Here is a 25,766-nt window from a genome sequence, read left to right on the forward strand (position 1 = left end):
TCACTCCGCCGGCAAGGTGCGCTGTGGCAGCGCAAAACCCATCTGCTTGCGCTTCTCCGGCCGCTTGCGGGTCAGCGCCAGAACCATGCCCATCGAAATGGCGATGGCGATCTGCGAGGAACCGCCATAGGAGATGAAGGGCAGCGTCATGCCCTTGGCCGGCACCAGCTGCAGGTTGACGCACATGTTGATGACGGCCTGCAGACCGAACACGGTGACGAGACCGCCGACCGCATAACGGGTGAAATCGTCATGTTCCTTGAGCGCCGTGTTGAGGCCGCGCAGCACGATGAAGGCGAAGATCGACATGATGAAGAAGCACATGATCAGCCCGAACTCCTCGCCAGCGACCGAGAAGACGAAGTCGGCGTGGCTGTCGGGGATGACCCGCTTGACCGTGCCCTCGCCTGGGCCGACGCCGAACCAGCCGCCATTGATCAGCGCGTCGCGTCCCATGTCGACCTGGAACGTATCGCCTTCGCCGGTGAGGAACTTGTCGATGCGCAAGGCAACGTGCGGAAACACCGTATAGGCAGCGAAGACGCCGCCGACGCCGGCAGCGCCCAGCACGATGATCCACAGCCAGGGCAGTCCCGCCATGAAGAACATGATGCCCCAGGTGCCTGTCGTCAGCATGGTCTGGCCGAGGTCCGGCTGCGCCACCAGCAGCGACACGACCAGCACCAGAAGCAGCATGGCGAACAGATTGCCCGGAATGTCGGGCTGGCGCTTGTGTTCGGCGAACAGCCAGGCGCACATGATGACGAAGGCCGGCTTCAGGAACTCGGACGGCTGGATCGACAGGCCGGCCAGCGAGACCCAGCGCCGCGCGCCCTTCACCTCGACGCCGATATAAAGCACCGCCACCATCAGCACCAGCATCAGGCACAGCATGATCAGCGACATGCGCCGGATCTCCCTGGAATCGAGGAAGGAGACGGCCAGCATCACGCCGAGCGCCGGCACAGTGAAGATGATCTGCCTGGTGGCGAAGTGGAAACTGTCGAGGCCGATGCGTTCGGCGACCGCGGGACTGGCGGCGAAGGACAGGACGATGCCCAGCCCCATCAGCGACAGGAACGCCGCCAGGAACCAGCGATCGATCGTCCACCACCAGGTTGCGACAGGACTTTTATCGAGACGGCTCTGCATTATCGTGCCCCTCCGATGGGTTTGACGCCATCTATAGCGCTCGCAGCTTGCCTGAAGGCTTCGCCGCGAACTTCGAAATTCTTGAACTGGTCGAAACTGGCGCAGGCCGGCGACAACAGCACCACCACCTCGCCGCTGTCGTCCTTGGCCGCATCATGCGCTGCGTGCGCGACCGCCGCGGCCAGCGTGCCTGAGATCTCGTAGGGCACCGCCTCGCCCAGCGTCGCCGAAAAGGCAGGGGCGGCCTCGCCGATCAGATAGGCCTTGGCGATGCGCGGGAAGAAGCCGCGCAGCGGCTCGATGCCGCCTTCCTTGGGCAGGCCGCCGGCGATCCAGTAGATGCGCGGAAAGCTCGACAGCGCCGGCGCCGCCGCGTCGGCGTTGGTCGCCTTGGAATCGTTGACGAACAGGACATGGTCCTTGCGGCCGACCTGCTCCATGCGGTGCGCGAGGCCCGGAAAACTTTCGAGCCCCGACTGGATTTCGCCGAGGTCGAGCCCGACCTTGAGGCAAGCGGCGACCGCGGCAAGCGCGTTCTGCGCATTGTGCTGGCCGCGCAACGAACCGATGCCTTCGAGGAAGGCGACCTTGCTGTAGCGGCCGTGCACGGCCTCCATCAGATTGGTGCCGTCGGCGAAATAGCCGTCGGTCAGCGGCAGCCGCTTGGAAATGCGGATGACCTGCTGCCCTGCCCGTTCCAGCCGCTCTGCGATCTGCGCACACCAGGAATCGTCGATGCCGATGATCGCCGTCTCGCTGCCCGCCACCAGCCGCTCCTTGATCGAGGCGTAGTGCTGCATGGTGCCGTGGCGGTCGAGATGGTCCGGCGTCAGATTGAGCAGGATGCCCGCCGTCGGGTTGATCGAAGGCGCGAGGTCGATCTGGTAGGACGAGCACTCGACGACAAAGTGGCGATCGGGCTTCGGCGGATCGAGCGTCATCACCGCGCGGCCGATATTGCCGCCCATCTGGGTGTCGCGGCCTGCCGATTTGAGGATATGTGCCGTCAGCGCCGTCGTCGTCGACTTGCCGTTGGTGCCGGTGATGGCGATGAACGGCGCCGTCGGCGCCTGCAAAATCCGCTCGCGGCAGAACAATTCGATGTCGCCGATCACCTCGACACCGGCGCCCTTTGCCAATTCCACCGTCCAATGCGGCTTGGGATGCGTCAGCGGCACGCCCGGCGACAGCACGAAGGCCGAGAATTTCGCCCAGTCGGCGCCGCGCAGATCGGCGGTTGCGATGCCGGTCGCGGCGGCCTTGGCGACGCTGTCGGGATTGTCATCCCAGGCAAGCACCTGCGCCCCACCCTCGATCAATGCCCGCGCGGTCGCGATCCCCGAGCCACCGAGGCCGAAGAGCGAAACCTGTTTGCCTGCGAAGGATGCGGCGGGGATCAAGGGAGGGCTTCCTATCTGAGCTTCAGGGTGGAGAGGCCGACCAGCGCCAGGATGACGGCGATGATCCAGAAACGGATCACCACCTGGCTCTCGGTCCAGCCGAGCTTTTCGAAATGATGGTGGATCGGCGCCATCAGGAACACGCGCTTGCCGGTCATCTTGAAGTAGCCGACCTGGATGATGACCGACAAAATCTCGACCACGAACAGGCCACCGACGATGACGAGTACGATCTCGTGCTTGGTGGCGACCGCGACCGTACCGATCAGGCCGCCCATGGCCAGCGAACCGGTGTCGCCCATGAAGATCGCCGCCGGCGGCGCGTTGAACCAGAGGAAGCCGAGGCCGGCGCCGATGACGGCGCCCAGCACGACCGCCAGCTCACCGGTGCCGGGAACGAAATGGATCTGCAGATATTCGGCGAACACCGCATTGCCGGAGAGATAGGCAATGACGCCGAAGGACGCCGCCGCGATCATGATCGGCACGATTGCCAGCCCGTCCAGGCCGTCGGTGAGGTTCACCGCGTTCCCGGCGCCGACGATGACGAAGCAGGAGAACGGGATGAAGAACCAGCCGAGGTTGATGATGAATTCCTTGGCGAAGGGAAATGTCAGCGACGAGGAGAACGGCGCCTGGCCATTGTGCATGATCACCCAGGCGGCGATGCCGGCGATGATGAATTCGAGCCCCAGCCGCGCCTTGCCGGAAAAGCCGAGATGCGACTGCTTGGTCACCTTCAGATAGTCGTCATAAAAACCGATCGAGCCGAAGCCCAGCGTCACCAGCAGCACCACCCAGACATAGATGCTCGACAGGTTCGCCCATAGGAGTGATGAGCCGATGATGCCGGACAGGATCATCAGCCCGCCCATGGTCGGCGTACCCGCCTTCTTGAAATGCGTCTGCGGCCCGTCGGCGCGGATCGGCTGGCCCTTGCCTTGCCTGAGCCGCAGCGAATTGATGATGGTCGGTCCGAAGATGAAGACGATCAGCGCAGAAGTGATCAGCGCTCCGCCGGTGCGGAACGTGATGTAGCGGAAGACATTGAAGACCGAGATCTTGTCCGCGAAATCGACCAGCAGTGTAAACATGCGCTTTCGTCCCCCGACTTGACCTAGGTCAGTTTGCTGGTTGTCGTTTCAGCCGGGTACTTGCCCAGCAGCGCATCGACCAGTTTTGCAAAACCGATGCCCTTCGACGATTTGATCATCACCACGTCGCCAGGCTTCAGCGCGGCAAGCAGCACCGGCTTCAATTGCTCGACGCCGGCGCGGTATTCCATCTTGATGTCGCCCGGCAGCGCTTCCGCCAGCGCCCGCATTTCGGGGCCGCCGAGAAAGACCGTCTGCGTGCCGGTGCCGACGATGAGGTCGGCAAGGGCGGCATGCAGCTTGGCCGAGTGATCGCCGAGTTCCAGCATGTCGCCGAGCACGGCGATGCGGCGCCCCTCACCCGTCACCGGCGTCGCGTTGAGCAGCGCCATGGCCGCCGCCATCGAGGCCGGATTGGCGTTGTAGCTCTCGTCGATCAGCGTGATCGGGCCACCGGGGTGGCGCAACACATGGCGCTTGCCGCGGCCGCGCTCCGCCGAGAGATCGGCCAGTGCCAGGGCCACCTTGTTGAGATCGGCGCCGACCAGCTGCGCCGCGCCCAGCACCGCCAGCACATTCTGCACCATGTGGCGGCCAGGCGCGCCGATGCGGGCGATCATGTCATGGCCGCCGATCCGCGCGGCGATGTCGGAATGGTCGGCATGCAATTCGCATTTGGTGAGCTTGAAGGTCGAGCGCGCATTCTCGCCGAAGCCGTAGACATGCTCGACGCCGGCGGCATGCGCCATCTTGTCGAGCAGCTTGAAGCGGCCATCGTCGCGGTTGAGGACGGCGGCGCCTTCGGGCTCCAGCCCCTCGAAAATCTCGGCCTTGGCCTTGGCGATCTCGTCGAGATTGCGGAAGAAGCCGAGATGCGCCGCCGCGATCATGGTGACGATGGCGACATGCGGCCGCACCATCTTCACCAGCGGCCGGATCTCGTCGGGATGGTTCATGCCGATCTCGAACACGGCATAGTCGCAGTTATCGGGCATGCGCGCGAGCGTCAGCGGCACCCCCCAATGGTTGTTGAAGGACTGTGCCGAAGCATGCACCTTGCCGACCGCCGACAGCACATGGCGCAGCGCTTCCTTGGTGGTGGTCTTGCCGGCCGAACCGGTCACCGCGATAATCTTGGCTTGCGAGCGGGCACGCGCCGCCACACCGAGCTTTTCCAGCGCGACCAGCACGTCCTCAACGACGATGATCGGCGCCGTCAGCCGGCCGAGCGACGGCAGCTTGCCTTCCGCCACCACCAGCACGCCGGCGCCGGCCTTGATGGCCGCGGTGGCGAAGTCGTGGCCATCCATCGCCTCGCCCTTGATGGCGAAGAAGGCGTCACCCGGCTGCAGGCTGCGGCTGTCGATCGAAATGCCCGATATGCCCTCGGGCATAGGCCCGAGCGGCCGCCCGTCCATGGCGGCAACCAGCGCGTCGGAGGTCCACAGCAAACTCATGCGGCACGCTCCCGCAGCGCCGCGCGGACTTCCTCGTGGTCGGAGAAATGCAAGGTTTCGGAGCCGATCGTCTGGCCTTCCTCGTGCCCCTTGCCGGCGACGATCAGCGTGTCGCCGGCATGAAGCATGCCGACAGCCTCGTGGATCGCCTTGCGCCGGTCGCCGATTTCGATGGCGCCCGGGGCAGCAGCCAGAATGGCGGCGCGGATCGTCTCGGGCACTTCGGAGCGCGGATTGTCGTCGGTGACGATGACGACATCGGCAAGCCGGGTCGCGATCTCGCCCATGATCGGCCTTTTGCCCCGGTCGCGGTCGCCGCCGCAGCCGAACACGACCATGACGCGGCCGGTGGTGAACGGGCGCACCGAAGCCAGCACGTTTTCCAGCGCATCGGGCTTGTGGGCATAGTCGACATAGACCGGCGCACCACTGACCGTGGTGCCGACGAGATCGAGCCGGCCCGGCGCCCCCTTCAATTTTTCCAATGCGGCCAATGCTTTGGCGACAGGCGTTCCAGTTGAAATGGCAAGCCCCGCCGAGACCAGCGCATTCGAAATCTGGAAATCGCCGGCCAGCGGCAGGTCGATTTCGTAAAGCACACCCTCGGCCTCGACCTCAGCGCGCTGGCGATGGCGTTCGTGCTCGACCCGCTTCAGCGTGAGGAAATCGCCATGGCGGCCAACCGTCAGCACATTGAGCCCGGCTGCCTGTGCCGCCTGGATGGTCGGCGCCGACCACGGATCGTCGGCGAAGATGACCGCCGGCGCGCCCTTCGGCAGCAGCGTGTCGAACAGGCGCAGCTTGGCGCGATGATAATCCTCGACCGTCGGATGGTAATCCATGTGGTCGCGGCCGAGATTGGTGAAGCCGCCGGCTGCGAGCTTCACGCCGTCGAGGCGGCGCTGGTCGAGCCCATGGCTGGAGGCTTCCATCGAAGCATAGGTGACGCCGGCATCGGCCAATTCCCGCAGCAATTGGTGCAGGGCGACCGGATCGGGCGTGGTCAACGAGCCATACTCGTTGCGGCCGGGCGCCACCACGCCGGTGGTGCCGATCGACGCCGCCGCATAACCCGCCTGCTCCCAGATCTGCCTGGTGAAGGCGGCGACCGAGGTCTTGCCGCTGGTGCCGGTCACAGCCACCATAGTCCGCGGCTGCTTCCCGAAATAGCGGGCAGCACTCAGCGCCAGCGCCAGGCGCGGATCGTCGACTGTCAGCACTGGAACCGGCAGTCCGGCAACGGAATTGCTTTTGCCTGCCACGACCGCCAGCGCGCCGCGCCTGGCTGCGTCGGCAGCGTAGGCCGCACCGTCCGCCTTGGTGCCGGCGAGCGCAAAAAAGACGACGCCCGGTTTTACCTGGCGGGAATCGGACGAAATCCCGGTAACCTCCAGATCGGCGGAAGCTGTTCCTTCGACTGGCAGGACACCGGCTAGATCTCTGAGCTTCATCGAGTTCCGTTCACCGCAATAAAATAGCGCGCAGTCGCCGGCGCGCCCTAAGAATCACTCATAGGAAACCAACGTTGCACCATTTTCATGGCTGAAATCTGGTTTCACGCCAAGCATGGCTGCCGACCGTCTGATGATATTACCCGCCATGACCCCCGCATTCGCGGCCGCGACGTCGGTCATCCCGGGCTTTTCCGGGTGGGGAGCATCGGCGATCGTAAACACCAGATATTGTGGATCCTCTATCGGGAAGGCGGCGACGAAGGTGTTGAAATTCAATTCCTTAGAGTAGCGACCGTTAATGACCTTCTCAGCCGTTCCGGTCTTGCCGCCAACTCGGTAGCCGGGGACTCTGGCGTTCCTGGCCGAACCCTTCTCGGCGTTGAGCGAATAGAGGTAGCGCATGCCCTCGACCGTCTTTTCGCTGACGACTTTTTTGGCGATCGCCATTGCCTCCTGCTGGGTGCGCACCAGGAAGGTCGGATTCATCAAATAGCCGCCATTCATCAGCGCCGCGCAGCCAACAGCCGCCTGCAGCGGCGTCGTCGACACGCCATGACCGAAGGCGATGGTGAACGAATTAACCTGTTTCCAGACCTTCGGTTCGGTCGGACGGGCGACTTCCGGCAGTTCGGTCTGCATCCTTTCCAGAATGCCAAGACGATGCAGGAATTCCCGGTGGCCTTCGATGCCGACCAGTTCGGCCTCCCTGGCCGACCCGATGTTGGACGAATAGAGGAACACCTCCGGCAGCGACAGCACACGGTTCTTGCCGTGGAAATCGTGAATGGCCTGATGGCCGACCCGGATCGGATGCGAAGCGTCGAAACGACTGTTCATCGTCGCCTTGCCGGAATCGAGCGCCATGGCCGAGGTGAAGCTCTTGAAGGTCGAGCCCATCTCATAGAGGCCCGCCGACATACGGTTCAGCCGGTCCTTCTCCTGTGCATTGTAAGGGTTGTTCGGATCGAAATCCGGCACCGAGGCCATGGCGATCACTTCGCCGGTCTTGACGTTGAGCACGACGGCGCCGGCGCCGATTGCGCGATAGCGCTCCAGTCCGGCGGCGATTTCGTCGCGCACCACATGCTGGACGCGCAGATCGATCGACAGCTTCACCGGCTTGAGATCCTTGGCCACCGCCAGGCCCGACGCCTGCAGGTCGCTCAGGCCCTGCTCGTCGATATATTTCTCCATGCCGGAGATGCCCTGGTTGTCGATGTTGGTCAGGCCGACAATGTAGGACGAGGTTTCGCCGCTCGGATAGAAACGGCGCTTCTCCGTGCGGAAGCCGAAACCGGGAATGCCGAGCTGCATGATGTCGGCCTGCTGCTTGGGCGTCAGCTGCCGCTGCAGCCAGACGAAGCCGGCGCCGCTCTTGAGCTTGTGGTAGGTCTGCTCGTAATCGATCTCGGGCAGCACGGTCGACAGCTTCTCGATCGCCTCGTCGGCATCGACGATGCGGCGCGGCTCGGCGAAGAGCGACGCTGTCTTGATGTCGGTCGCAAGCACTTCGCCATTGCGGTCGACAATATCGGGCCGCGAGGCGGTGATCCGGCTCTGTGGGCCGCCCGACAGGTCAGGCGTCTGGAAGCCGAGATAGACCAGCCGCCCAGAAATGGTCGAGAAGATGCCGAAGAACACCGCCATCGTCATCACGATGCGCGCCTTGCCCTTGCCGCCGGTCGCCTTGCGGGCGCCCTCGACGACGATCGATCCATCTTCACCCGTCCTGGCGCGACGCTTCAGCAGTTTGCCGATCATTGGGCGATGCCTCCGGTCACGACGGGATCCTTGCCGTCCGCAGGCGCCTTGTCGGAATTGTCGGCCATGCCGCCCTGGCGTCCGTTCAGAATGTCCTGGATGTCCAGGGCCTTGGCCGGCAGATCGCTCAGGCCGACGATCTGGCGCGCGCTAACCGGCTCGAGTGCGAGCTGCGACTTGTAGAGTTCAGCGAGCTTCTGCAGCCGCGACGGCTGGGTGAGCAGGCTCCAGTCGGCCTTGAGCAGGTCGATCGTCTCCTCCTCATAGCGTATCTGGTTGTGGATCTTCTGCACCGCCGCCAACTGGTCCTCGGCCTCGCGCTTGGTCTTGTAGGTCAGGGCCGCCGCCGAAACCATGACGGCGATCAGGACAATGTCGCTGGTACGGAACACGTGCTTACCTCTCCCCCGGGCGATCGATGCCGGGAAGCTTTGGAAGGCCGAAAATCGAAAAATCACCGGCGCGCGCCGGCGCCTCGGTGCGGATCGCCGCGCGCAGCCTTGCCGAGCGGGCGCGCGGATTGGCAGCGACCTCGGCGTCGCCCGCCGTCACGCCGCCGCCGGCCTTGCGGAAGGTCGCCGTGCGCGCCTGCGCCTCGGGTAGATGACGTGAGCCGGTGGCGACGTCGGCGCGGTCGGCGATGAAGCGCTTGACGATGCGGTCTTCCAGCGAATGGAACGTCACCACCACCAGGCGTCCGCCGGGCTTCAATGCACGTTCGGCAGCGAACAACGCCTTGGCCAGTTCGCCGAGTTCGTCATTGACGTAGATACGCAGCGCCTGGAAGACGCGGGTCGCCGGGTGGATCTTGTCCTTCGGCGCGCGGCCAATATGCGTCTCGATGGCGTCGGCCAGTTCCAACGTGCCCTCGAACGGCTTCTTTTCGCGGCGCGCTTCGATCATGCGGGCGATGCGGCCGGCGTGGCGCTCCTCGCCGAGGAAGCCGAAGATGCGGGCAAGATCGCCCGGCTTGAAACTGTTGACGACATCGGCAGCACTCAGGCCCGCCTGCGCCATGCGCATGTCGAGCGGCCCGTCGAAACGGAAGGAAAAGCCGCGCTCGGCCTGGTCGAGCTGCATGGAGGAAACGCCAATGTCGAGCACAACGCCGTCGGCGCTTTCGACATGTTCGTCCAGCGTCGAGAACGGCGCCTGCACCAGTCTCAGCCTGCCGCCCGATTGTACCTCGAGATCGCGGCCGGCGGCGATGGCATCGGGATCGCGGTCGATCGCCACGACGGAAGCGCCGGTCGCCAGAATAGCCCTGGTGTAGCCGCCGGCGCCGAACGTGCCGTCGATGATGATGTCGCGCTCCGCCGGCGCCAGTGCCTCGAGCACTTCGCCAAGGAGGACCGGAATGTGGCGGACCGATCCGCCAACGGCGTGGATGTCATCGCCGTCGCCCACCGTCATTCCGGTCGCTCCCCAGGCTTCGTCCCCTGCCGAAGCTGCAAAAGCCTGGCCCGCGCCTGCGCCCCATAGGCCGCAAGCCGTCCCGGCTCCCAGATCTGAAAGAAATTGCCGCGCCCGACAAAGGCCACCTCCGCCGAAATGCCGGTATGCTCGCGAATGAAATCGCTCATCGTGATGCGGCCGTCCTGGTCGAGCTTCAGGAACGCTCCGTCGCCATGGCAGAAGAACGACATGTCGTCCGCCGTCTGCAGGAAGGGATCCTCCTGCGCGATGCGCTGCTCGTAGCGGTCGAGCAGGTCGAGCCCGCCGACATCCATTGCCGGCAGGTCCAGGCAGCGCAGTGCATAGAGTTCCGAATAGCCGCGCTTCTGCACGACGGCGCGGAAATGCGCCGGAACGGACACCCGCCCCTTCGCATCGATCCTGCTCACCGTGTTCGACAGAAACCGGTCCATTAAACGTTACAGCCGCTTGCGCCGCCGCACCCCTCTTTGTCGTCTTGCACGCGCCGCCGCAGCGCGTTCCCTGCCCCGTATCAGCCTCGCCCGCACGGGCAAAAACCGGCAAACGCGCAGCCGCAGCGGCTGCCCGATTGGCGTACGCTTTACCCTGACGCGGAACGAAGGCTTTGATGTCTCGATGGGATATCATGGGGCACTATGGGCGTCAACGGGAATAGGCTTCACAAACACGCGCCGCAACCATTCCGAGCAGCCGTTACGGCACGTCTCGTCTTTATGGATCATTAAGCCTAACGAACCGTTTAGAGCCCGCTGGCCCAAAAGAGGTGGCTTGCCGCCGATCACCCGCGCGCATAGCGTCGAGCGACGTCTTCCGCCCAGAAAACAAGGATCGAGCTCATGTCCGAGACGGCAAATTCACGCGCCGCCGAACTTTCTCATTTGCGCAGCCGCGATTTCGCCAACGGCGATCCGATCCCCTTGCCGCTGACCATGGCTTCGATCTTTCACACGCCGGGCGTCGAGACCGGGGTCGATCAATATGGCCGCTACGACAATCCAACCTGGCGCGCCGTGGAACATGTGCTCGGCCATTTGGAAGACGCGCAATGCGTGAGTTTTCCCTCTGGAATGGGCGCGATTTCCTCGGTGTTTTTCGCGCTCCTGAAATCAGGCGACCGCGTGCTCCTGCCGGCGGACGGTTATCACGCGACGCGCGCGATGGCCGAACGCTTCCTGAAGCCGCTCGGCATCACCTGCGATACCAGGCCGACGCCGACCTTCCTTGACGGCGGTTTCAAAGGCTATTCGCTGGTCTTCGTGGAAACCCCATCCAATCCGCGGCTGGATATCTGCGACATCTCGGCGATCGCCAAGGCTGTCCACGAACAAGGCGGGGCCCTTGTCGTCGACAACACGACGATGACGCCATTCGGTCAGCGTCCGCTCGACTTCGGCGCCGATATCGTCGTCTCCGCCGACACCAAGGCGGTCAACGGCCATTCGGATGTACTGTTCGGCCACGTCGCCAGCCGCGACGCTGACATCATATCCAAGGTGACGAACTGGCGCGCAATGGCCGGCGGCATTCCCGGACCGTTCGAAGCCTGGCTGGTGCATCGCGGCCTCGAAACACTGGAGGTGCGCTTCGACCGCATGTGCTCGTCCGCCGAAACGATCGCGCAGCGGTTGAAGGAACATCGCGCGGTGCGCGGCCTGCGTTTTCCCGGCCTGAACGGCGACCCGTCGCACAACCTTTCCCGCGCCCAGATGGAGCGCTTCGGCTTCCTCATCTCCTTCGAACTCGCCTCGGAGGACAAAGCCGAGGATTTCATCAACAATTGCCCATTGATAGAGGCCGCGACCTCCTTCGGCGGCGTCCACACTTCGGCCGAACGACGCTCGAAGCGAGGCGATGCCGTACCGCCCGGCTTTGTTCGCCTGTCGGTCGGCTGCGAACCGGTGGAAGAGCTCTGGAAGGCCATCGAGACGTCGCTGAACGGGATCGGCGGCTAATCGCACCAGCTTCGAGCGACGGCCGGGCTTGGTTCTTACAGGCGAACGCCGAAAAGACTTGAATCGACAGGCGCGCCCGAGGGCGCAACCTGCTGATCTCAAAGGACTTCTCTTCGAGGACGAAACTGCCAGCTGGCCTGTAAGCCGGGTTCTGTATGGCCCTCGCCCCTCGCGGGACGAGAACGTGGCGGCCATTCATCTTGGGCGCATGTTGCCATGCGCCTCACGCAACCTACCCGGACGGTGAGCCGGAAACAGCCCTCGAGGGTTTCCCCTCGCACCGCCCCTATTCGGTTTTGCTCCCGGTGGGGTTTACCGTGCCGCTCCTGTTGCCAGTCGCGCGGTGGGCTCTTACCCCACCCTTTCACCCTTACCCCGACAAAGTCGTGGCGGTTTGCTTTCTGTGGCACTTTCCCTGGGGTCGCCCCCGCCGGCCATTAACCGGCACCGTGTCTCCATGGAGCCCGGACTTTCCTCACTTGCGGCCTTTCGGCGTTTGCGAGTGCGGCCGCCCAGCCAGCTGGCAAGGCGTATAAAGGGGTTCAGCCGGGAAAACGCAAATGAAAAAGCCGGCTTGTCCGCCGGCTCTCGCAACTTGCGATCAAAGGGCGGCCATCTGAACCTTGACCTTGCTGCAATAGGCGGCCGAGACCGGGTTCATCCGCGTCGCGGCATGGCCGGCATTGTATTTCAGGATCGTGCCGCAGGTCGTGCCACCGCCAAGGTTCTGCGCCAAAGCGAGATACTTCATGCCGTATTTGATGTTGGTGTCGGGATCGAACAGGCCCTTGGCCGAACCGTTGTAGCCCATCATCCGCGCCGTCGCCGGCTTGACCTGCATCAGGCCGATCTCGCCGGCACTGCCGACCATGTTCGGCCGATAGTTGCTCTCGATGGTGATGACGGCATTGGCCAGCGACACCGGAACGCCGTAGCTTGCCGCATAGCGGGCAACGATCGCGGAATACTGGCTGCTGCTGGCCACGGCTGCCGTCGACGCGGCGACATTCCTGAGACCGATCGATGCCGTTGTCGTCATGTCGACGGTCTTGCGGCCACGCTTCGTCTGCCTTTTGGCGGAGGATTTCTTCGCCTTGGCCCAGCTGGCCTTTTCGACCTTCGCGGAAGCCTGCTTCGCCGTCGCCTTCACACTCCTGCTGCTTTTGGCCGAAATGGCCTTGCCTTTGGCGGTCGCCGCGACGAGCCCTTCATCGGCTCGTGGGCTCAACGGCGCGGCATCAGCCGCGCTGAAGGCAAAAGTCATTACGCCGGCAGCAAGAGCTGCCGTTACAACGGTCAATTTCTGCATGTGATCCTGTTCTGTCTGGACCACGCGAAGATGTTCGCGCGGTGCGGCTTGATTAATATCGGAACATCTGGGGGCTAGAGGTCCGACAAACTGTACGAATTGCCCTTTGAGGCCCGAATTGGCGCCAATGAAGGCGGGGCAAGTCACTTTGAGTGACAGTTTGTAACCTGGCAGTGGAAAAGATTACTTGGGCGACACCTTGCCGCCGCGTCAGCCGCTCACGGAGGCAAGCAAGTTCTGCAGCGTGCGCATGGTCGAGCCATCGGCCAGCCCGTCGATCAGACGGGGCCGGAAATGCCGTTGGAAGGCCTCGACGACAATTTGTGTCTGGTGGTCGAAAATGCCTGATATCTCAACGCCATAGCCATAGAGCGCCAGCATCGACTGCAGCGCTTCGACATCGGCACCGCGTTCGCCGGCCTTCAACGCGGCTCCGCGCCTGATGGGAGCCGCCGGCACGAGATGGCCGACACCGGCCTTGAACAGGGCGGCCCACGGGAACTTCTCGCCCGGATCGATCTTGCGGCCCGGCGCCACGTCGGAATGCGCCAGCACCCGCATGGCGGGGATCGCATGCCGTGCGGCAATTCCCTTGCACAGACCGATCACCGCCTCGATCTGGCGCCGGGGAAACCCGGGATAGCCCAGCGAATGGCCAGGATTGACGATCTCGATGCCCACAGAGCAGGAATTGATATCGGTGCGTCCGAACCAGGAACTCTTGCCGGCATGCCAGGCGCGGTCGCTTTCCCTGACCATCTGCACGATGTGGCCATTCTCATGGACGAGATAGTGGGATGAAACCTCGCTCGCCGGATCGCACAGCCACGCTTCCGCTCCGGCCCCCGTCGCCATGCCGGTATAGTGCAGGACGATCATGTCGGGTTTCAGCACATCGCGCCTTGGCCCGAAATTCGGCGACACCCTGACCTCGGCGCTCGGCTCGTCGGGCAGGAAGCCGCTCATGCGTGCCGCAGGCCCCGCTCGATCATCTCATAGGCGGCGTTGATCGCCGCGACCCTGGTCGTGGCAATCTTGATGAATTCCTGCGGCAGGCCGCGCGCGATCAGCCGGTCGGGATGGTTGTCGGAAACCAGCTTGCGGTAACGCTTCCTGACCTCCTCAAACGGCCTGCCGCGCTCGATGCCGAGCACGACATAGGGGTCGCCGGCGCCAAGATTGACGTGCCGGGCCAGGATCGACTCGTAATGCGCCTCGTCGATGCGGAAGATCTCGGCGATACGGTGCAGGAAGATGCCTTCGCGTTCATGCACCAGCCCATCGGCCTTTGCGATGTGGAACAGGCCGTCGAGTATGTCTTCCAGCATCACGCAATTGGAATGCCCGGATCCGCATAATTGCGCCATGCGCTCGGCATAGGTTTCGAAACCAGCCACGTCCCGCTGGGCGAGATCGAACAGCCGCGCGACGTTGCGCGTCTCCTTCGGCGGCACTTCGAAGATTTCCTGGAAGGCGCGCACCTCATCCTGGGTGACGATGCCGTCTGCTTTTGCCATCTTGGCCGAGAGCGCGATCATCGCCACTGAAAAGGCGACGCGGCGGCGCAGGTCCGCATCGCCGGAGAACACCGTGCGCACGGCCTCCACGACATCGGCAACGCCCGACGAGGCTGAAGACGATACCCGCGTGATGAAGTCGCCGAGGCGGTCCCAAATCGACATGGCCGCTTCTTAGAGCGAACCGGTCCATGCTATCAAGCCAATAACGGGGTTGTGAACGACACGCATCCCGACAAGTCGATGGGTCGGCCTGCGAGAAAAGGCCGGCACAGGGCCGGCCTTCCTCCCAAGACACACTTACTGCTTACTCACTACAAACTACTGCGCGGGCGCAGGAGCAGGCGTTGCCGGAGCCGGCTCGGCGGGCTTGGTCGACTTATCGGCCGGAGCCGCAGGCTTCATCGGCTGCTCCGCAGCCGGCGGATTGGTGCTCTGCGTGGTGGTGGTGTCAGTGCCCTTGCCGCTGTCGCTGCAGGCCGCGACGCCCAGCAGGGCAAGGGCGGACACGGAAGCCAGAATGAGCTGTTTCATAATATCTCTCCTTCAACACACGCTCACATCGCAGTGAACGGTTACAGAGGAAATGCGCCACGCGGCCATGAGTTTCGTAACGTTGCGTTTCCGCGTGTAACATCAACGGGATGCGTTGCTGCCGGCGCCTTGGCGCATTAACAACGAAAGCTGAAAACGAAAAAGCCGGAGACTACAGCCATGGCCGCGAAATGGGATTTCTGGATCGACCGGGGCGGCACCTTCACCGATGTCATCGGCCGTGACCCGCAAGGGCGGCTGCATCCGCGCAAGCTGCTTTCGGAGAATCCCGAAGCCTATGCCGATGCGGCCATCCAGGGCATCCGCGACCTGCTTGGCGTTGAAACGGGCGCCACGATCCCGCCCGGACTGATCGGCGACATCAAGATGGGCACTACGGTCGCCACCAACGCGCTTCTGGAGCGCAAGGGCGACCGCGTGCTCCTACTCATCACCAAAGGGTTCCGCGACGCGCTGAGGATCGCCTACCAGGCACGGCCCGACATCTTCGCCAAGGAGATCATCCTTCCCGAGCAGCTTTATGAGCGTGTCATCGAGATCAACGAGCGCGTGCTCGCCGACGGCCGCGTCGAACAGTTGCTCGACATCGCCGCTTGCCGACCGGCGATCGAGCAGGCCAAGGCAGACGGCATCGACGCCGTCGCCATCGTCTTCATGCATGCCTGGAAATACCCCGATCACGAGAAGGCGGTGGCAAAGGTCTGCCGCAAGATCGGTTTCGCCCAAGTCTCGGTCAGCCATGAGGTCTCGCCGCTGATCAAGCTGGTCGGCCGCGGCGACACCGCCGTGGTCGACGCCTATCTCTCGCCCATCCTGTCGCGCTATGTGCAAAGGGTGGCGGGAGAGCTGGGCGCGGCGCGCGAGAGCGACCAAACCCCTCGCCTGATGTTCATGATGTCGTCGGGCGGCCTCACCGCCGCCGACATGTTCCAGGGCAAGGACGCGCTGCTGTCGGGTCCCGCCGGTGGCGTCGTCGGCATGGTCGAGACGGCCAAGCTCGCCGGCTTCGAAAAAGTCATCGGCTTCGACATGGGCGGCACCTCCACCGACGTTGCCCATTACGATGGCGAGTACGAGCGCGCCTTCGACACCGAAGTCGCCGGCGTGCGCGTCCGCGCGCCGATGATGCGCATCCACACCGTCGCTGCCGGCGGCGGTTCGGTCCTGCATTACGAGGCCGGCCGTTTTCGCGCCGGACCGGATTCCGCGGGCGCCAATCCCGGCCCCGCCGCCTACCGGCGCGGCGGCCCGCTCGCCGTCACCGACGCCAATGTGATGCTCGGCAAATTGCAGCCCGATTTCTTCCCGGCGATCTTCGGCCCCGGCCAGGACCAGCCGCTCGACGTCGAGACCGTGCGCGCAAGATTCGCGGCCCTGGCCGACCAGATCGGTGACGGTCGCTCGCCGGAAGCGGTTGCCGAGGGCTTCGTCACCATCGCCGTCGAGAACATGGCCAACGCCATCAAGAAGATTTCCGTGCAGCGCGGCTACGATGTCACCGAATATCTCTTGAACTGTTTTGGTGGCGCCGGCGGCCAGCACGCATGCCTGGTCGCCGATGCGCTCGGCATGGAAGCGGTGCTGATCCACCCCTTCTCCGGCCTGCTTTCGGCCTATGGTATCGGCCTGGCGTCGGTCTTTGCCTCGCGCCAACAGGCGTTGCTCATGCCGCTTGCCGAGGAGTCCCGAACCGAGATCGCCGGCCTCATCGCCACCTTGAAAAAGGCCGTGATCGCCGAATTGGCCGTGCAAGGCATCGCCGAGGACGCCGTGGCCGCCAAGCCCGTCCTGCACATCCGCTATGATGGTACCGACACGACGCTGCCGGTGAATTTCGAAAGCGACTCGATTTTCCAGGCAAAGCGCGACTTCGAAATCGCCCACAAGGCGCAATTCGGCTTCGTTTATGACGACAAGCCGATGATCGTCGAGACGGTCGGCGTCGAGGGCAGCGAAATCGGCGAGAGCAGCGCCGAAGCCTACGCGCCCGCCGGACCCGCACGGGTTGAAGCCGGCGCTTCCGGAACGCGGCGCATCTACACCGAAGGCCGGTGGCATGAAGCCGGCATCCATCGTCGCGAAAACCTGCGCCCATCCAATCTGGTCGCAGGCCCCGCTCTCATCATCGAACCGAACCAGACCATTGTCGTCGAACCGGGCTGGCAGGCCGAAATCACCAACCTCAACCATGTCGTGATCCGCCGCACCGCAAGGAAAGCGCGCGCCGCCGCCCTTGGCACTGACGCCGACCCGGTGATGCTGGAAGTCTTCAACAACCTGTTCATGTCGATCGCGGAGCAGATGGGTGTCACGCTGCAGAACACCGCCTATTCCGTCAACATCAAGGAAAGGCTGGATTTCTCCTGCGCCGTCTTCGACCACACCGGGGCGCTGGTCGCCAACGCGCCGCACATGCCGGTGCACCTCGGCTCCATGGACCGCTCGGTCGAAACCATCATCCGGCTGAACTCGGGCGACATCCACCCGGGCGACGTCTTTGCCTTGAACGCACCGTACAATGGCGGCACGCATCTGCCCGACATTACCGTGGTGACGCCGGTCTTCGACGACGCCCAGAAAGAGATCCTGTTCTGGGCCGCCTCGCGCGGCCACCACGCCGATATAGGCGGGACCGCCCCCGGCTCGATGACGCCGCTCGCCACCACGGTCGACGAGGAAGGCGTGCTGTTCGACAATTTCCGCATCGTCGACCGCGGCAGGTTCCGTGAAAAAGAGCTGCATGCGCTGCTCACCGACCATCCTTACCCGGCCCGCAATCCGCACCAGAACATCGCCGACCTCAAGGCGCAGATCGCCGCCAATGAGAAAGGCGTCGCCGAACTGCGCAAGATGGTCGCGCATTTCGGCCTCGATGTCGTCGAGGCCTATATGGGCCACGTCCAGGACAACGCCGCCGAGAGCGTGCGGCGGGTGATCGAGCGGTTGCCCGACACATCGGCCTATGAATATCCCACCGACACCGGCCAGGTGATCAAGGTGAAGATATCGGTCGACCGGCAAAAGCGCGAAGCGACGGTCGACTTCACCGGCACCTCGCCAGTCATGAAGAACAATTTCAACGCACCGGAGCCGGTGGCCCGCGCCGCGGTCCTCTATGCCTTCCGTGTCATGGTCGAGGACATGATCCCGATGAATGCCGGGTGCCTCAGACCCATCAACATCGTCATTCCCGACGGCTGCATGCTGAAGCCCGCCTACCCCGCCGCCGTCGTCGCCGGCAATGTCGAGACCTCGCAGCATGTTACCAACGCGCTGTTCGGCGCCATGGGCGCCATGGCCAACGCGCAGGGAACGATGAACAACCTGACCTTCGGCAACAAGAAGTACCAGTACTACGAGACGATCTGCTCAGGCTCGCCGGCCGGCCATATGAACTCCGGCCGCGGCTTTGCCGGCACCTCCGGCGTACACACCCACATGACCAATTCGCGCCTCACCGATCCGGAGGTGCTGGAATTGCGCTTTCCCGTGGTGCTGGAGGATTTCCACATCCGCGAGGGATCCGGCGGCAAGGGCAAATGGAGTGCGGGCGACGGCACCAAACGCAGCATCCGCTTCCTCGAGAAAATGGAATGCGCGATCCTGTCCTCGCACCGCAACCGCCCGCCGCAGGGGCTGGACGGCGGCGGCGATGGCGAGGTCGGCTCGACCAGGATCCGCCGCAAGGACGGCACGACCGAGATGCTGAAGGCCTGCGACCAGACCGTGCTCGAGGCCGGTGATGCTGTGATCCTGGCGACGCCGACGCCGGGGGGCTTTGGCAAGCTGTAAAGAACACGTCAACAGGCTGTCACCGGCCTGTCATGACGCTGCGCTACCCGCTTGCGCCAAAGCAAATGGGGAATCACTTTGCCATGACGGACGTCTCCTCGGATCTGGTTTTTCGCCGCGGCAAGGAAGTTGGAAAGGCCGTCTACCAGAACCGCGCGCTTTCCAAAGCCGGCATCTCCGAGCGGCTGTTCGCCTTCCTGTTTTCCGGCCTCGTCTATCCGCAGATCTGGGAAGACCCCGATGTCGACATGGAGGCCATGCAGCTTGGTCAGGGCCATCGCATCGTCACAATCGCTTCCGGCGGCTGCAACATCCTCGCCTACCTCACCCGTTCGCCGGCACGGATCGACGCCGTCGACCTCAACGCCGCCCACATCGCGCTGAACCGCATGAAGCTGGAGGCGGTGCGCCGTCTGCCCTCGCAGGGCGATCTGTTCCGCTTTTTCGGCGCCGCCGACACCAGCCACAATTCGCAAGCCTATGACCGCTTTATTGCGCCGCATCTCGATCCGGTCAGCCGCCACTATTGGGAGCGCCGCAACTGGCGTGGTCGCCGGCGCATCGCCGTCTTCGACCGCAATTTCTACCAGACCGGCCTGCTCGGCCTGTTCATCGCCATGGGCCATCGCACGGCGAAATTCTTCGGCGTCAACCCGGCCCACATGATGGAAGCCAGGAATATCGGCGAGCAGCGCCGCTTCTTCAACGAGGAGCTGGCGCCGGTCTTCGACAAGAAGCTTTTGAAATGGGCGACCTCGCGTAAGGCCTCGCTGTTCGGCCTCGGCATTCCGCCGGCGCAGTACGATTCCCTGATCACCTCAGGCGACGGCACCATGGCCAGCGTTCTGAAGGCCCGGCTGGAAAAGCTCGCCTGCGATTTTCCCCTGGAAAACAATTATTTCGCCTGGCAGGCTTTTGCCCGCCGCTATCCAAATCCCGGTGAGGCCGCCCTGCCCGCCTATCTGGAAAAGCAGAACTACGAAACCATCCGCGGCAATATCGACCGCGTCGCCATCCACCATGCCAATCTGATCGAATTCCTCGCCGGCAAGGACGCGGGCACCGTCGATCGCTTCATCCTGCTCGATGCGCAGGACTGGATGACCGATGACCAGCTCAACGCGCTGTGGTCGGAAATCAGCCGCACCGCCTCCGCAGGCGCCCGCGTCATCTTCCGCACCGCCGCCGAGCCCAGCCTGCTGCCAGGCCGCGTCTCGACCTCGCTGCTCGACCAGTGGGACTATCAGGACGAGGCGTCGCGCGAATTCTCGGCACGCGACCGTTCGGCCATCTATGGCGGCTTCCACCTCTATGTGAAGCGCACGGCATGAGCATGACCGAGCTGCCGGCCAGCCCCGAATTCAAGGCCAATCATGCCGAACTGATGGACGGCGTCTACCACTGGCAGCGCCACATCTATGACCTGACTCGCAAATACTATCTGCTCGGCCGCGACCGGCTGATCGATGGGCTTGAGGTGCCGCAAGGCGGCACCGTGCTGGAACTCGGCTGCGGCACCGGCCGCAACATCATCCTGGCCGCCCGCCGCTACCCTGATGCCCGCTTCTTCGGCCTGGATATCTCGGCCGAGATGCTGGAGACGGCCGGCAAGGCGATCGACCGCGAAGGCCTGTCCGGCCACGTAACGCTGACACGAGGCGACGCCACCGATTTCGACGCCGCGGCACTTTACGGCATCGAGCGCTTCGACCGCGTCTTCGTCTCCTATTCGCTGTCGATGATCCCAGGCTGGGAAAAGACGGTGTCGGCGGCACTCGCCGCACTATCCCCCAACGGCTCGCTGCACATCGTCGATTTCGGCCAGCAGGAAGGCCTACCGGGCTGGTTCCGTACCTTGCTGCGCGGTTGGCTGAAAAAATTCCACGTAACGCCGCGTGAATCGCTGCGCGAAGTTCTGGAATCGGAATCTCGGCGAACCGGCGCAACCTTCCGTTTCCGCACGCTTTATCGCGGTTACGCCTGGCTGGCGATGATCAAGATCGCCAGCTAACATTGCTGTTGGGACGGCGCACCATCCGCCGATGAAGCGATGGATACTACGATCAACCAGATCGCACATTGTTATGTGACCCCAGGAGTGGTACATTATCTCCATACTGGAAGCATGTGATGATCGTCGGTTTTAGAGACGGATGGCTGCGGGCTTTCTTTGTAGACGACACCCGCTCCCGCAACATTCCGTCCGATCTCGAAAGCCGCTTGTTCCGCAAGCTCCAGATGATTGACGACGCCACGGTCGATCAGGATTTGCGCGTACCGCCCAGCAACCATTTCGAGAAGTTGCGCGGCAATCTCGAAGGCTTCCATTCGATCCGCGTCAACCAGCAGTGGCGACTGATCTTCCGCTGGGACGGCGGTCGCGGTGAAGCGTCGGACATCTATCTCGACGACCACAGTTATAAGTGAGCTGAAACATGTTGATGACCGCACGCAAGCCAACAACGGTTGGCGAGATTCTCACCGAAGAGTTCATGCAGCCGCTCGGCTTGACGCAGGCGGCTTTGGCCGAGGCGATGGGCGTTCAGCGCAAGCATGTGAACGAATTGTGCAACGACCGCCGCAACGTGACGGCGGCAACCGCGCTCATTCTGGCCCGGGTGTTTGGCAACAGCCCGGACTTCTGGCTGAACGTCCAACGCCGCAGCGATCTTTGGGCGGTTATGAATTCGCCCGACGAGCGGGCACGTGTTGACCGCGCCAAGCCTTTGGCGACAGCCGCATAGACAAGATTTCAGGGTAGAGCTTTGTTTTGACGCAATTCCGGACGGAAAACCGCACACACTTTTCCTGGAATTGCTCTAGTGCAGCGCCTTCACCAGCGCCCCCACCATCGTCTGTGGGCGATAACCGACCTTGGCCGGTGTCAGCCCCAGCCGCACGATCACCAGTTGCTCCGAGGGAATGATGGCGACGGTCTGCCCGTCATGCCCTTCCATCCAGTAGGTGTCCTTGGGCAGGCCTGCCGCGACGCCGGCGCCCGGGTTTTCCTCATCGCCCGGCGCCTCGATCCACAGCTGGCCCTTGCCGTAGACTTTCGAGACGGGCGCCGGCTCGCGCATCCAGTCGACGAAGCCCGTCGGCAGGACCTGGTTGCCGTTCCACACCCCGCCCTGCAGCAGGAACTGGCCGAAGCGCGCCCAGTCATGCGCGGTGGCATAGAGATAGGACGAGCCGACGAAAGTGCCCTGCTCGTCGGTTTCAAGCACGGCGCTGTGCATGCCGAGCGGCCCAAACAGTGCCATGCGTGGCCATGTCAGCGCCTTGGCCTTGTCGCCGATCGCGTCCTGCCAGAGCCGCGACAGCATCACCGCCGTGCCGCTCGAATAGGAAAATACTTTGCCGACCTCGCCCGCCAGCGGTTTTGATTCGGCAAAGCCCGCCATGTCGGGCTCGAGATAGAGCATGCGCGTGACATCGGCGACGTCGCCATAATCCTCGTTGAACTCCAGCCCGCTCGACATCGCCATCATGTCGGCAAGGCTGATCGCCGCGCGGCCGTCCGCCTTCCACGGCGCGAACAGGCCCTTGTTGTCGACGGCCATCTTGCCGTCCTTGACCAACGTGCCGACGATCGCGGCATTCACCGTCTTGGTCATCGACCAGCCGAGCAGCGGCGTCTTGGCCGAAAAGCCGTCGCCATAGCGCTCAGCGACGACGCGGCCGTTCTTGACCACGACCACCGCGCGCATGCCCGAACCAGTCAGCGCCGCATCGTCGAGCAGCTTGGCAATCACCGGATCCTGCGATGCCTCGACACGCTCGCCTTCGGGCCACAGCGTATCCTGGCTGGTTGGCGAAGGCTCGACATGGACCGTCGTGCGCCGCGCCTTGCCGACATCCCCGTCGGGGATCGAGGCGCAGCCGAGCCCATCGCGGGAAACCGCCTCGCTTTTGCCGAGGAAGCCCAGCAGGCCCGCCGAAACCGTGCCCCGGTTCTTGTCGACCGAGACCCGCATCAGCCGCAGCAGCGGGTGTCCGGGCGCCTGCACGTCTACGGCAAGCACTTCGTTGGCATCGCGCCCGGCGATGAAGACGTTGGAGCAGACGATCTTGGCCGAATAGCCCGAACCGACGCGGATCAGTTCGGGCGGCGCGATGTAGAGCCAGGCAAACAGGGCGGCGACCGCCAGAACGATCAGGCCAAGCAGCCATTTGACGATCTTGACGACGAACCGCATCCGCTTCCTCCCGGGCTTTCGCCCGACCCTTATGTCATCGAATTGCCGCCATTGCTTCCGCAAAATCAGGGCTGTTGTCGAGCGCCGTCAACGGATTATCAACCATGATCGGCGATCACAGGAGGCATGTCGCCCAAAAGTGCTGAGCGGTTTTGGGACCACGACATGCACGAAAAGGGATAGGCTGGGCGATGCTGTGGGGCGATCGCCTGGAGGGGGCTCGACCAATCGTCGGCCATCGGTTCACAGACCCATCAGCGACCGGCTGTTTCCGGCTTGGAAGTTGTGATGCGCCGTCTTGCGGCCCTTTTCATGCTGACGCTGCTTGGCGCCTGCTCGACCGTGGACGATCTGTCGCCGTTGTCGCCCCCCGGGTCCAGCAGCCCGACAGTCGCCGTACGCGCGCCGCGCTTCGAGGATTCCAAGCCGCATGAATGGGACAGCGGCGCGCCTTGGAACTATGCCGTTCACGGCACCGACGTCTCCAAGTACCAGACCTCGGTCGACTGGCCGACAGCCAAGGCGAGCGGCATTTCCTTCGCCTTCATCAAGGCCACAGAAGGCGGCGACCGCTTCGACGAGTATTTCAACGAGCACTGGGCGCGCACGAAAGCCGCCGGCGTTCCGCGCGCGGCCTATCATTTCTTCTATTTCTGCACCCCGGCTGCCCAGCAGGCGCGCTGGTTCATCCAGAACGTTCCCGTCGACCGCTCCGCCATGCCGCCGGTTCTCGACATGGAATGGAACCCGAAATCGCCGACCTGCCGGCTGCGTCCCGACGCCGCCACGGTGCGCGCGGAGATGACCACCTTCCTCCAGATCGTCGAGCGGCATTACGGCAAGAAGCCGATCATCTACACCTCTGTCGACTTCTTCGACGACAACGAGCTGTCGACCTTCCGCGGCTACGCCTACTGGTTGCGCTCGGTCGCCGGCCATCCGCGCGAGAAATATGGCAGCCACCCCTTCACCTTCTGGCAATACACCGGAACCGGCATCGTTCCCGGCATGACCGGCAAATCCGACATCAACGTCTTCAACGGCTCGGAAGCCGCATGGAACAAGTGGCTGCGGCAGAACACCCGTTGATACCTGGTTCAACGGCAGCGAATCCCTAGATCAAGTTGCTCCAGCGAGACTCCCGTTGAACCGGGTTCAACGGCAGCGAATCCCTAGATCAAGTTGCTCCAGCGAGACTCCCGTTGAACCGGGTTCAACGGCAGCGAATCCCTAGATCAAGTTGCTCCAGCGAGACTCCCGTTGAACCGGGTTCAACGGCAGCGAATCCCTGGACCACATTGTTCCAGCAGGACGCCCGTTGAACCGGGGGCAGCGGCAGCGAAGCCCCAGGGAATAAGTGGTTGCGGCAGAACACCCGTTGACACCGGGCCTGCCGCCTGCTTTTCGACACAGCCAGCGGTAAAGAGTGCAACCGCCCGTAATCCGGGGCATTGGGTTTCCAGCCAAGCACGACAATGCCCTCTTCGTTTCGAAAGGAAGCTGATGCGACTGCGTTCCCAAGCCCTCGCGGCGCTATTCCTGTGCGCCACGGCCTTGCCGGCGATGGCGCAGGAATGCGGCGGCGATTTCGAAACCTGGAAACAGGGCGTGGCGGCGGAAGCCAAGGCCGCCGGTGTCGGCGCCGTCGGTCTCGATGCGCTGGAGGATGCCACCATTGACGAGCGGGCGCTGGCGCGCGACCGCGCCCAGGGCGTCTTCACCCAGACCTTCATCGAGTTCTCCAACCGCATGATTTCGGCCTACCGGCTGAAGCAAGGCGCGGCGAACATGAAGAAATACGCCGATGTCTTCGCCCGTGCCGACCAGCAGTTCGGTGTGCAGGCGCCGGTCATCACCGCCTTCTGGGCGCTGGAGACGGATTTCGGCGCCGTGCAGGGCGATTTCCACACGCTGAGCGCGCTGGTGACGCTTTCGCATGATTGCCGCCGCCCGCAGCTGTTCCGCCAGCAGCTGGTGCCGCTTCTGGAGCTGATCGATCGCGGCGTGCTGCCGGCCGACGTCAAGGGCGCCTGGGCCGGCGAGATCGGCCAGACGCAGATCCTGCCTTCGGATTATCTCGCTCGGGGCGTCGACGGCGACGGCGACGGCAAGATCGACCTGCGCAACAGCGTGCCCGACGTGATCATGACCACGGCCAACAAGGTGCTGTCGCGCGGCTGGAAGCGTGACGAACCCTGGATCCAGGAAGTGCACGTGCCCGACGAGATGCCCTGGGACCAGACCGGGCGCACCAACAAATTGCCGCTGACGCAGTGGGCGCAGTGGGGCGTCACCAATCCCGACGGCTCGCCGCTTGTCGACATGGGCCTCAAGGCCGGCCTGGCGCTGCCCATGGGCCGCAAGGGTCCGGCCTTCCTCACTTACGACAATTTCGACGTCTATCTCGAATGGAACCAGTCCTTCACCTATGCGCTGACCGCGGCCAACCTCGCCGCGCGGCTCGCCGGCGCGCCGGCGCTTGATCCGCGCAACCCGGACCAAGGCCTCAACAACGAGCAGATGAAGGCGCTGCAGACCAAGCTCGAGGCGCGGGGCTACGACGTCGGCACGGTCGACGGCATTCTGGGCACCAACACCCGCGAAGCGATCCGCAAGGAGCAGATACGGCTTGGCCTGCCGGTGGACGGCTGGCCAACGCCGGAGCTTTTGGCGAAGCTGTAACGAGA

Annotated in this window: 22 protein-coding genes and 1 other RNA gene; 8 read left to right on the forward strand and 15 right to left on the reverse strand. The window is 63.7% G+C overall.

Annotated elements, in window-relative coordinates:
* From ftsW to mraZ, 9 genes are read right to left on the reverse strand one after another with little or no spacing between them, the layout of a single operon-like run.
* Nucleotides 1-1,152: a putative lipid II flippase FtsW gene (gene ftsW, locus MAFF_RS07335; protein ID WP_010910255.1), complete on the reverse strand. Its 1,152-nt coding sequence runs from the start codon at nt 1,150-1,152 to the stop codon at nt 1-3.
* Nucleotides 1,152-2,552 carry a UDP-N-acetylmuramoyl-L-alanine--D-glutamate ligase gene (murD, locus tag MAFF_RS07340; RefSeq protein ID WP_010910256.1) on the reverse strand — a complete coding sequence of 467 codons (1,401 nt, stop codon included), beginning with the start codon at nt 2,550-2,552 and terminating at the stop codon, nt 1,152-1,154. The genes ftsW and murD overlap by 1 nt, the downstream gene beginning before the upstream one ends.
* Before the next feature lie 11 nt (nt 2,553-2,563).
* Nucleotides 2,564-3,646: a phospho-N-acetylmuramoyl-pentapeptide-transferase gene (gene mraY, locus MAFF_RS07345; protein WP_010910257.1), complete on the reverse strand. Its 1,083-nt coding sequence runs from the start codon at nt 3,644-3,646 to the stop codon at nt 2,564-2,566.
* Between the two features lie 23 nt (nt 3,647-3,669).
* Nucleotides 3,670-5,103: a UDP-N-acetylmuramoylalanyl-D-glutamyl-2,6-diaminopimelate--D-alanyl-D-alanine ligase gene (locus MAFF_RS07350; RefSeq protein WP_010910258.1), complete on the reverse strand. Its 1,434-nt coding sequence runs from the start codon at nt 5,101-5,103 to the stop codon at nt 3,670-3,672.
* Nucleotides 5,100-6,554, reverse strand: coding sequence for a UDP-N-acetylmuramoyl-L-alanyl-D-glutamate--2,6-diaminopimelate ligase (locus MAFF_RS07355; RefSeq protein ID WP_010910259.1), 1,455 nt, complete (start codon nt 6,552-6,554; stop codon nt 5,100-5,102). Before MAFF_RS07355 ends, MAFF_RS07350 begins: the two co-directional genes overlap by 4 nt.
* Before the next feature lie 54 nt (nt 6,555-6,608).
* Entirely contained in the window at nt 6,609-8,318 is a 1,710-nt protein-coding gene (locus MAFF_RS07360) for a peptidoglycan D,D-transpeptidase FtsI family protein (RefSeq protein WP_010910260.1), read from the reverse strand.
* Nucleotides 8,315-8,710: a cell division protein FtsL gene (gene ftsL, locus MAFF_RS07365; protein WP_010910261.1), complete on the reverse strand. Its 396-nt coding sequence runs from the start codon at nt 8,708-8,710 to the stop codon at nt 8,315-8,317. Before ftsL ends, MAFF_RS07360 begins: the two co-directional genes overlap by 4 nt.
* Nucleotides 8,711-8,714: 4 nt before the next feature.
* The gene (gene rsmH / locus MAFF_RS07370; RefSeq protein WP_010910262.1) at nt 8,715-9,731 is read right to left on the reverse strand and encodes a 16S rRNA (cytosine(1402)-N(4))-methyltransferase RsmH; all 1,017 of its coding nucleotides are present in this window, start codon (nt 9,729-9,731) and stop codon (nt 8,715-8,717) included.
* Nucleotides 9,728-10,186 (reverse strand): division/cell wall cluster transcriptional repressor MraZ, encoded by a 459-nt coding sequence (gene mraZ, locus MAFF_RS07375; RefSeq protein ID WP_019859099.1) that lies wholly within the window; start codon nt 10,184-10,186, stop codon nt 9,728-9,730. The genes rsmH and mraZ overlap by 4 nt, the downstream gene beginning before the upstream one ends.
* Before the next feature lie 405 nt (nt 10,187-10,591).
* Here mraZ and MAFF_RS07380 point away from each other — a divergent pair, with 405 nt between their 5' ends.
* Entirely contained in the window at nt 10,592-11,707 is a 1,116-nt protein-coding gene (locus MAFF_RS07380; RefSeq protein ID WP_010910263.1) for a cystathionine gamma-lyase, read from the forward strand.
* Nucleotides 11,708-11,831: 124 nt separating this feature from the next.
* On the opposite strand, the gene rnpB is transcribed toward MAFF_RS07380, so the two are convergent.
* From rnpB to MAFF_RS07400, 5 genes are all read right to left on the reverse strand, one after another.
* Nucleotides 11,832-12,231, reverse strand: an RNA gene (gene rnpB, locus MAFF_RS36950) — RNase P RNA component class A.
* A 77-nt stretch (nt 12,232-12,308) separates the two neighbouring features.
* Entirely contained in the window at nt 12,309-13,016 is a 708-nt protein-coding gene (locus tag MAFF_RS07385) for a lytic transglycosylase domain-containing protein (protein WP_044548039.1), read from the reverse strand.
* A 210-nt stretch (nt 13,017-13,226) separates the two neighbouring features.
* Entirely contained in the window at nt 13,227-13,982 is a 756-nt protein-coding gene (locus tag MAFF_RS07390) for an N-acetylmuramoyl-L-alanine amidase (protein ID WP_010910265.1), read from the reverse strand.
* The gene (locus MAFF_RS07395; RefSeq protein ID WP_010910266.1) at nt 13,979-14,698 is read right to left on the reverse strand and encodes a J domain-containing protein; all 720 of its coding nucleotides are present in this window, start codon (nt 14,696-14,698) and stop codon (nt 13,979-13,981) included. The genes MAFF_RS07390 and MAFF_RS07395 overlap by 4 nt, the downstream gene beginning before the upstream one ends.
* Nucleotides 14,699-14,854: 156 nt before the next feature.
* Nucleotides 14,855-15,067 (reverse strand): hypothetical protein, encoded by a 213-nt coding sequence (locus tag MAFF_RS07400; RefSeq protein WP_010910267.1) that lies wholly within the window; start codon nt 15,065-15,067, stop codon nt 14,855-14,857.
* Between the two features lie 180 nt (nt 15,068-15,247).
* Here MAFF_RS07400 and MAFF_RS07405 point away from each other — a divergent pair, with 180 nt between their 5' ends.
* From MAFF_RS07405 to MAFF_RS07425, 5 genes are all read left to right on the forward strand, one after another.
* Nucleotides 15,248-18,880: a hydantoinase B/oxoprolinase family protein gene (locus tag MAFF_RS07405; RefSeq protein WP_010910268.1), complete on the forward strand. Its 3,633-nt coding sequence runs from the start codon at nt 15,248-15,250 to the stop codon at nt 18,878-18,880.
* A gap of 32 nt (nt 18,881-18,912) precedes the next feature.
* Nucleotides 18,913-20,211, forward strand: a complete 1,299-nt coding sequence (locus MAFF_RS07410; RefSeq protein WP_010910269.1) for a DUF3419 family protein — start codon at nt 18,913-18,915, stop codon at nt 20,209-20,211.
* Nucleotides 20,208-20,891: a class I SAM-dependent methyltransferase gene (locus MAFF_RS07415; protein ID WP_010910270.1), complete on the forward strand. Its 684-nt coding sequence runs from the start codon at nt 20,208-20,210 to the stop codon at nt 20,889-20,891. Before MAFF_RS07410 ends, MAFF_RS07415 begins: the two co-directional genes overlap by 4 nt.
* 119 nt (nt 20,892-21,010) lie before the next feature.
* Nucleotides 21,011-21,307 (forward strand): type II toxin-antitoxin system RelE/ParE family toxin, encoded by a 297-nt coding sequence (locus tag MAFF_RS07420; RefSeq protein WP_010910271.1) that lies wholly within the window; start codon nt 21,011-21,013, stop codon nt 21,305-21,307.
* An 8-nt stretch (nt 21,308-21,315) separates the two neighbouring features.
* The gene (locus MAFF_RS07425) at nt 21,316-21,624 is read left to right on the forward strand and encodes a HigA family addiction module antitoxin (RefSeq protein ID WP_010910272.1); all 309 of its coding nucleotides are present in this window, start codon (nt 21,316-21,318) and stop codon (nt 21,622-21,624) included.
* A gap of 75 nt (nt 21,625-21,699) precedes the next feature.
* Here the strand turns inward: MAFF_RS07425 and MAFF_RS07430 are convergent, their stop codons facing one another.
* Complete coding sequence (locus tag MAFF_RS07430; RefSeq protein ID WP_044548043.1) at nt 21,700-23,079, reverse strand: serine hydrolase domain-containing protein; 1,380 nt, start codon at nt 23,077-23,079, stop codon at nt 21,700-21,702.
* 288 nt (nt 23,080-23,367) lie between these two features.
* Here MAFF_RS07430 and MAFF_RS07435 point away from each other — a divergent pair, with 288 nt between their 5' ends.
* Together MAFF_RS07435 and MAFF_RS07440 are read left to right on the forward strand one after the other, a co-directional pair.
* Nucleotides 23,368-24,168 carry a glycoside hydrolase family 25 protein gene (locus MAFF_RS07435; protein ID WP_010910274.1) on the forward strand — a complete coding sequence of 267 codons (801 nt, stop codon included), beginning with the start codon at nt 23,368-23,370 and terminating at the stop codon, nt 24,166-24,168.
* Between the two features lie 414 nt (nt 24,169-24,582).
* Entirely contained in the window at nt 24,583-25,761 is a 1,179-nt protein-coding gene (locus MAFF_RS07440) for a lytic murein transglycosylase (RefSeq protein WP_010910275.1), read from the forward strand.
* Nucleotides 25,762-25,766 lie beyond the last annotated feature (5 nt).

The organism is Mesorhizobium japonicum MAFF 303099 (assembly GCF_000009625.1).
GTDB lineage: Bacteria > Pseudomonadota > Alphaproteobacteria > Rhizobiales > Rhizobiaceae > Mesorhizobium > Mesorhizobium japonicum.

Bases quoted from the DNA above. Each gene is read 5' to 3' on its own strand.
- MAFF_RS07405 (WP_010910268.1), top strand. From the start codon at position 15,248: ATGGCCGCGAAATGGGATTTCTGGATCGACCGGGGCGGCACCTTCACC.
- MAFF_RS07420 (WP_010910271.1), top strand. From the start codon at position 21,011: ATGATCGTCGGTTTTAGAGACGGATGGCTGCGGGCTTTCTTTGTAGAC.
- MAFF_RS07425 (WP_010910272.1), top strand. From the start codon at position 21,316: ATGTTGATGACCGCACGCAAGCCAACAACGGTTGGCGAGATTCTCACC.
- MAFF_RS07360 (WP_010910260.1), bottom strand. From the start codon at position 8,318: ATGATCGGCAAACTGCTGAAGCGTCGCGCCAGGACGGGTGAAGATGGA.
- MAFF_RS07380 (WP_010910263.1), top strand. From the start codon at position 10,592: ATGTCCGAGACGGCAAATTCACGCGCCGCCGAACTTTCTCATTTGCGC.
- MAFF_RS07350 (WP_010910258.1), bottom strand. From the start codon at position 5,103: ATGAGTTTGCTGTGGACCTCCGACGCGCTGGTTGCCGCCATGGACGGG.
- MAFF_RS07400 (WP_010910267.1), bottom strand. From the start codon at position 15,067: ATGAAACAGCTCATTCTGGCTTCCGTGTCCGCCCTTGCCCTGCTGGGC.
- mraY (WP_010910257.1), bottom strand. From the start codon at position 3,646: ATGTTTACACTGCTGGTCGATTTCGCGGACAAGATCTCGGTCTTCAAT.
- MAFF_RS07410 (WP_010910269.1), top strand. From the start codon at position 18,913: ATGACGCTGCGCTACCCGCTTGCGCCAAAGCAAATGGGGAATCACTTT.
- MAFF_RS07355 (WP_010910259.1), bottom strand. From the start codon at position 6,554: ATGAAGCTCAGAGATCTAGCCGGTGTCCTGCCAGTCGAAGGAACAGCT.
- MAFF_RS07430 (WP_044548043.1), bottom strand. From the start codon at position 23,079: ATGCGGTTCGTCGTCAAGATCGTCAAATGGCTGCTTGGCCTGATCGTT.
- MAFF_RS07435 (WP_010910274.1), top strand. From the start codon at position 23,368: ATGCGCCGTCTTGCGGCCCTTTTCATGCTGACGCTGCTTGGCGCCTGC.
- MAFF_RS07440 (WP_010910275.1), top strand. From the start codon at position 24,583: ATGCGACTGCGTTCCCAAGCCCTCGCGGCGCTATTCCTGTGCGCCACG.
- mraZ (WP_019859099.1), bottom strand. From the start codon at position 10,186: ATGGACCGGTTTCTGTCGAACACGGTGAGCAGGATCGATGCGAAGGGG.
- MAFF_RS07390 (WP_010910265.1), bottom strand. From the start codon at position 13,982: ATGAGCGGCTTCCTGCCCGACGAGCCGAGCGCCGAGGTCAGGGTGTCG.
- rsmH (WP_010910262.1), bottom strand. From the start codon at position 9,731: ATGACGGTGGGCGACGGCGATGACATCCACGCCGTTGGCGGATCGGTC.
- MAFF_RS07395 (WP_010910266.1), bottom strand. From the start codon at position 14,698: ATGTCGATTTGGGACCGCCTCGGCGACTTCATCACGCGGGTATCGTCT.
- MAFF_RS07415 (WP_010910270.1), top strand. From the start codon at position 20,208: ATGAGCATGACCGAGCTGCCGGCCAGCCCCGAATTCAAGGCCAATCAT.
- ftsW (WP_010910255.1), bottom strand. From the start codon at position 1,152: ATGCAGAGCCGTCTCGATAAAAGTCCTGTCGCAACCTGGTGGTGGACG.
- MAFF_RS07385 (WP_044548039.1), bottom strand. From the start codon at position 13,016: ATGCAGAAATTGACCGTTGTAACGGCAGCTCTTGCTGCCGGCGTAATG.